The organism is Microcoleus sp. w2-18bC1, assembly GCF_036700365.1.
Classification (GTDB): Bacteria; Cyanobacteriota; Cyanobacteriia; order Cyanobacteriales; family Microcoleaceae; genus Microcoleus.
The window spans coordinates 1-5,476 of the sequence record NZ_JAUBOS010000022.1 but is presented as its reverse complement, the minus strand read 5'-3'; the positions used below and the strand labels follow the sequence as shown (position 1 = coordinate 5,476).

6 protein-coding genes and 1 pseudogene are annotated in these 5,476 nt (G+C 41.7%); 2 read left to right on the top strand and 5 right to left on the bottom strand.

The window, feature by feature from the left end:
- Positions 1 to 257: 257 nt before the first annotated feature.
- From QT979_RS14065 to QT979_RS14045, 5 genes and pseudogenes are all read right to left on the bottom strand, one after another.
- Entirely contained in the window at positions 258 to 791 is a 534-nt protein-coding gene (locus QT979_RS14065) for a hypothetical protein (RefSeq protein WP_333057946.1), read from the bottom strand.
- A 306-nt stretch (positions 792 to 1,097) separates the two neighbouring features.
- Positions 1,098 to 2,168: a glucose-1-phosphate thymidylyltransferase gene (locus tag QT979_RS14060; RefSeq protein WP_333310631.1), complete on the bottom strand. Its 1,071-nt coding sequence runs from the start codon at positions 2,166 to 2,168 to the stop codon at positions 1,098 to 1,100.
- A 284-nt stretch (positions 2,169 to 2,452) separates the two neighbouring features.
- The gene (locus tag QT979_RS14055; protein WP_333310630.1) at positions 2,453 to 3,163 is read right to left on the bottom strand and encodes a M15 family metallopeptidase; all 711 of its coding nucleotides are present in this window, start codon (positions 3,161 to 3,163) and stop codon (positions 2,453 to 2,455) included.
- Between the two features lie 45 nt (positions 3,164 to 3,208).
- Positions 3,209 to 3,433, bottom strand: a pseudogene (locus QT979_RS14050) (DUF433 domain-containing protein).
- 116 nt (positions 3,434 to 3,549) lie between these two features.
- A complete protein-coding gene (locus tag QT979_RS14045; RefSeq protein WP_333310628.1) occupies positions 3,550 to 4,212 on the bottom strand; it encodes a class I SAM-dependent methyltransferase in 663 nt (220 codons plus the stop codon).
- Positions 4,213 to 4,345: 133 nt separating this feature from the next.
- On the opposite strand from QT979_RS14045, the gene QT979_RS14040 reads away from it, so the two are divergent.
- Positions 4,346 to 4,630, top strand: coding sequence for a hypothetical protein (locus QT979_RS14040; RefSeq protein WP_333310626.1), 285 nt, complete (start codon positions 4,346 to 4,348; stop codon positions 4,628 to 4,630).
- Between the two features lie 156 nt (positions 4,631 to 4,786).
- A complete protein-coding gene (locus tag QT979_RS14035) occupies positions 4,787 to 5,467 on the top strand; it encodes an ISAzo13-like element transposase-related protein (RefSeq protein ID WP_333310624.1) in 681 nt (226 codons plus the stop codon).
- The last annotated feature ends 9 nt before the right edge of the window (positions 5,468 to 5,476 follow it).

Below are 5,476 nucleotides of genomic sequence, written 5' to 3'. Positions count from 1 at the left end.
ATTTTAGATTTTAGATTTTAGATTTTAGATTGAGGAATTGAAGGATTGAAGAATTTTCTATTTTCGATTTGGGATTGAAGAAGTGAAAATTTGAAGAATTGAAAATTTGAAGGATTGAGGAATTTTAGATTTGGGATTTAGGATTTTAGATTGAGTGATTTAATAATTTCAGATTTTTGATTGAAGCATTAAAGCATTGCTCTCGCGAATAAATCTGGTGCCTTGTGACAAAATTATTTTGGGTCATCTTTGATGCTTTATTTTTGTCGATCGAGCAATTGAGCGGTAATCTTCTCTAAAATAGCAGTATGTTGCTGCTGCACTGCTTTAATTTGCTCTATTTCAGACTGAAAAGTGGCGATCGCTCTTTGTTGAGTCTCAAGCTGTGCTGTAACTTCGGGATATTCGCTGCTGAATTCCGATTCAATTTTTTCAAAGATAGTTTGTTGATTTTCTTGCAATTTTTGCAATTGTGTGCTTAATGTATGCACGACCCGCGTATTAGCAAAATTGTAAATTACTTGTCGTTCGAGTACCGGTCTGAGCAATTTTCGGACTATTTTCCTAACGACGATGACTGCGGAACCGAGTCGCCTTTGGTAAGAGGTAATGGGGATATTATAAATGTCGAAACCTGCCTTTAAAAGGGCGATATCTTCATCATCTTCATTTTGGGCGATCGCACTATTTTCTGTTCCCAACAGCGACAGCTCAGCAATACCAATTCGCGGCTCCAAAGTTTGCCGCAATTTATGTATTATCTGTTGAGTTGGTATTTCTTCGTACTGCAAACTTCCGTCTCCTTTAGATAACTTACTATGATTTAGTATGGAACAGGCATCTTGGCTGCTTGAATAATAATTGTAACTAATTGTGGAACAGGCATCTTGCCTGTTCAAGGGCGGGCAGGATGCCCAACCCCTACTCCCCACAAAAAAATTCCTCTCTTGTTAAATCAGAATTATTGCTTCCGATATTGGCAATATCTCAATTTAAGCTATAGCAATCCTAAATCATTTGTGAATTTCTTACTCCCTCCCCGAACCCGCGGGGAGGGTTGGGGTGGGGTAAAAAGTTTACGACTCCTGCAAGGATTGCTATAACTCAATTTGACTGTCATCACCAATCATAAACCGCAGAGCTTTTGGACGAGCTGGAGCATTGGTGAGTTGAGCTCGCTGCCCGATCACGCTGTCAACAATTCGCTGGTGAATGCCAACTATTTTCGCCCCTTGTAATATTACACTGTGTTCGATATCAGCATCAATCATCGTCACGCGATCGGCAATACTGCTGTAAGGCCCGATAAAGCAATTTTCAATGCGGCAATTTTCCCCAATTACCACAGGCCCGCGAACTGTAGAATTAATAATTTCCGTTCCTTCTCCTATTTGCACTCGCCCGATAATTTGACTTTTCGCATCTACTGTTAATTCAGTTGAAGCTACGATACGGCTATCTAAAATGATTTGGTTTGCACTCAGCAAATCGTCTTTTTTCCCCGTATCCAGCCACCAACCCTCTAAATTGCAGGCTTCTACGTGTTTTTCCTGATTGATGAGCTGTTGAATGGCATCGGTAATTTCGAGTTCGCCCCGAGGCGAAGGTTGAATTTGATCGATCGCCTCGTGGATAGTAGGAGCAAAAAAGTAAATTCCCACCAGTGCTAAATTTGACGGCGGAACTTTGGGTTTTTCTACTAACTGCAAAACTCTGCCTTTCTCATCAACTTTTGCCACACCGAAAGCAGAGGGATTGGAAACGGGACGCAGCATAATCAGAGCGTCTAGTTTCTGCTTGTTAAAAATCTCTAAAAACGGATCTAACTGATTCTGAATTAAGTTATCTCCCAAATACATAATAAACGGAGAATCGCCCAAAAATGGTCTGGCAACTTTTACCGCGTGAGCGAGTCCTGCCGGCTCTGCTTGCAAGATATAAGTAATTTTCGCCCCGAAGCGAGATCCATCTCCTGTTTTCGTCTTCACCTCTTCCCCGGTTTCGGGACTAATAATAATCCCAATATCAGTAATCCCAGCCGCCACAATTCCTTCAATTCCGTACCACAGTATCGGCTTATTTGCTACAGGAACCAACTGCTTAGCACCCGTATAGGTGAGGGGACGCAAGCGTGTTCCTTTACCGCCAGAGAGGATGAGTGCTTTCATTGGGTGAACTCTGAGTTATCCTTTAGGGTTTGCGGTGCTGGCAAATATTGCCTGCACTTGTTAGCTCTCGTTGATTTTAAACCACCGCTACCCCGCTGGCAATAGTTGCAGTGTATCCTGACACAAATGATTTATTTTGCTCATACTTTTATAGTGCGGGAGGCACAGAGTGTCAGAAACCAGGTTTATTGCCACACGAAGCAGTTACAAGCTGAGGTTTTTGGTCAAAAAAACCTTTTCTTAAGGTCGCGGGTGCGCCCGTTCCGATTTAATTGCGTACCCTTTTAATAGCGGCCATATCGGGCAATCAATTGACTACCACTATTGTTTTTATTTGTCAACCAAGCCCACATCTGATCGCCCTGACAAAAATGCCACCATTCGTTAGGATGTTGCTGAAAACCCGCAGCTATCATCGCATTTTTTAATATTTGCCTGCGACGGTGATATTCCTGTTTTTGAGGCTCCTTGCTATTACAAAAATAATCGGGATAAGAACGTTCTGATATTTCATCAATCGGAGAACCCATATCAATTTGCCGATTGTTTTCATCCACTAAAGTTATATCTAAAGCTGCACCTGTACTGTGAGGAGGAGGGGTTGCGCGATCGAGGCTGGGTACTGCCCAAAATTGATAGACGTGTTCTATAATCACTTGGCGTTTGTCTTCGGAAACCGGAAATTCGCAGCCTTGAGCTAGGGCAATTTGATTAAAAGTATAATCTACCATAAATTGCTGCACTTCCACCGGCCGATAAGCGTCAAATATCAGAATTTTCCAATTTTGATAATTTTGCTGTAGCTGGGTTTGAGCGGCGATTAAACTATTTACAACTCCTTGCCGCAAGTAGTAAGGGGAATCTGCTTTGCTGTTGTGATACGGTGCACCCAACTTTTGATAAGGGTGCGGCATTTCAAATGCAAAATGTTCTGCTGGAATAGGGACTAAAGGTTCGCTACATTCGTCGATCGCTATTTGCTGGTATGGTTTCATATCAAGGTTTTAACCTACTTTAGGATTACTTATAAACTACAATACTCAGTATATGCTTTTCACTTGATTCCGTCGCGCTGCAAATAGCAAACCAGCTAGAATATCTTTATATTCTAAATCCTCATAGTCATCTCTAATCTCTTTAGTATTCATACCCGAACTAAGTAATTCAATAATTAATTATACTGGATATCGGAGACCGCGCATACAGGGTTTTCCGTGACAGATATTTGGATCGAGTGTGATGCGCTGCAAAAGTTTGTTTTCCATATTTTAGGAACAAATATTAAATATATCCTAACCTAAAGAGCGTAGCTTTCGATCGGTTTGTAGTAAGGACTTTAGTGTTTTCCATCTCCACCTAAAGTCCTTACTGCCCCAAAATCCTAACTTTGGCGGTAAGCAACTACCGCATAAAACGGATCGCCGCTTGGTATTCGCAGCATTTGCATAAAACTCGGCAAGTTAGGCTTGCGAACAATTACTTCCGGCTTGCTAAATCCAGGTATATTCACTCCTTTGACAGAATCAAAGTAACCTTTAACTAATTCGACCCGATCGCCCTCGGAACCTTCCCGCCAAGCCGCGATCGCCTTTTGATAAAACATCCGATTGGAAAAGCTGATAATTGCTACGCCACCAGGCTTCAAAATGCGGTGAATCTCGGCAAAAATCACATCTGGGTGTTGCAAATACTGTACGGAAACGCAGTTGACAACCGCGTCAAACTCTGCATCCGGCAGTGGCAATTTGGGATTTGCGTTCAAATTCTGCACGAAATAATGATTCAGTCTGCGATTCTTTGCCAACTCCTCTTCATTCATGCCGTGCCCTTCAACATGGGCAAATTGCATCTCGTCGGGCAAGTGAGAAACCCAACTGCTCATCATATCAAAAATCCGAGTATTCGGTTTCAGCCGTTCCCGATACAAATCGGTTAGTTGCTGGATAAATCCATCGTCTACGTGCGTTACAAACCGAGGATAGGAGTAGAACAAATTGTCGTCGGTGTCATCTAACTTGGTGCGTTGGTCGGCTGGAAGCAACATAAATTCGGATCGCAAACTAGATTTACTCTTTCTAGTTTAAGAACAATAAGAATTGTTAACATATCTGGCAGAGGGCGGATTCCCGCTTTTAGCGTAGCATTCGCCAAAAAACCTGCTGGCACCCTTTGGGCTTGTGGCAAGAAGACGGTTTGCCGACTTCAGCATTGGCGACAAACTGCAAGAGGTAGGCGGGACGCTGACAGGCGCGATCGATCGCATGGAAGAAACAGGCCTAGTCCGCCGGGAGAGAGAAACTCGCATTTGGCGCATTTGGCTGACAAACTCCGGCAGGGAACAGCAAGACGTATTGCCCCCGCTGGTAGCTGAAATCCGAGCTCGACCTGTCGAGGGCTTTTCAGAGGCAGATCGACAACTTTTTTTCCAACTGATCGATCGGGCGATCGTCAATCTTTCCTAAGAAAAAAAATTAATAACATCAGCGATGTATCATAAATAAATGAGTGAATATGAATAGGTTTATGTTTCGGTAGAGATGTCAAGTATTATACCTACTTGGTTATTTTTATGTCACCCATAATTTTTTGATTTGAATAATTTTTGACTAACTTAATTTATGTATTACTCAGACGAAATTACTGATTTAATGCGAAAACATCATCAGTCTTTATCTGAAAAAGACCAAAGAAAATATGCAGCGATAGAAGCCGTAAAACTTGGTCGTGGTGGAATTATTTACATAGCCCGAGTTTTGGGAGTAGACAGGAATACAATAGCCAAGGGAATTAAGGAGTTAAAAAGTGAATCAGACACTACTTGTAATCAACAGAGGATTCGCCGACGTGGAGGAGGAAGAAAAACTAGGGAGTCTGAGATACCTGATTTAAATGAGCGTTTTTTAGAAGTCTTAAAAAAACACACAGCCGGAGATCCAATGTCGGAAAAAATTAAATGGACAAATCTTACCCAGCAACAAATAGTTGAAGGTTTGAAGGCTCAGGAAATAATAGTCAGTACAACAGTTGTTAAAAAACTGTTAAAAAAACATGGATATGTGAAACGTCAAGCTCAAAAAAAACAAACAACCGGAGTAACAAAGAATCGTAATGAACAATTTGAAAATATGGCCCGAATTACTGCAGAGTATGAGCTACAGGGAAATCCAATTGTTAGTATGGACACGAAAAAGAAGGAATTTATTGGACATCTATATCGAGCAGGAAGTGTATATACAGCACTTTGCGTGACTAAGAGGTACAGTAACAGCAGTGAGCAAAATAATTTTCGATTTGCTTAGTTGAACATA

Coding starts and splice junctions, on each gene's coding strand:
- QT979_RS14045 (WP_333310628.1), bottom strand. CDS start 4,212: ATGTTGCTTCCAGCCGACCAACGCACCAAGTTAGATGACACCGACGAC.
- QT979_RS14055 (WP_333310630.1), bottom strand. CDS start 3,163: ATGAAACCATACCAGCAAATAGCGATCGACGAATGTAGCGAACCTTTA.
- QT979_RS14060 (WP_333310631.1), bottom strand. CDS start 2,168: ATGAAAGCACTCATCCTCTCTGGCGGTAAAGGAACACGCTTGCGTCCC.
- QT979_RS14035 (WP_333310624.1), top strand. CDS start 4,787: ATGTATTACTCAGACGAAATTACTGATTTAATGCGAAAACATCATCAG.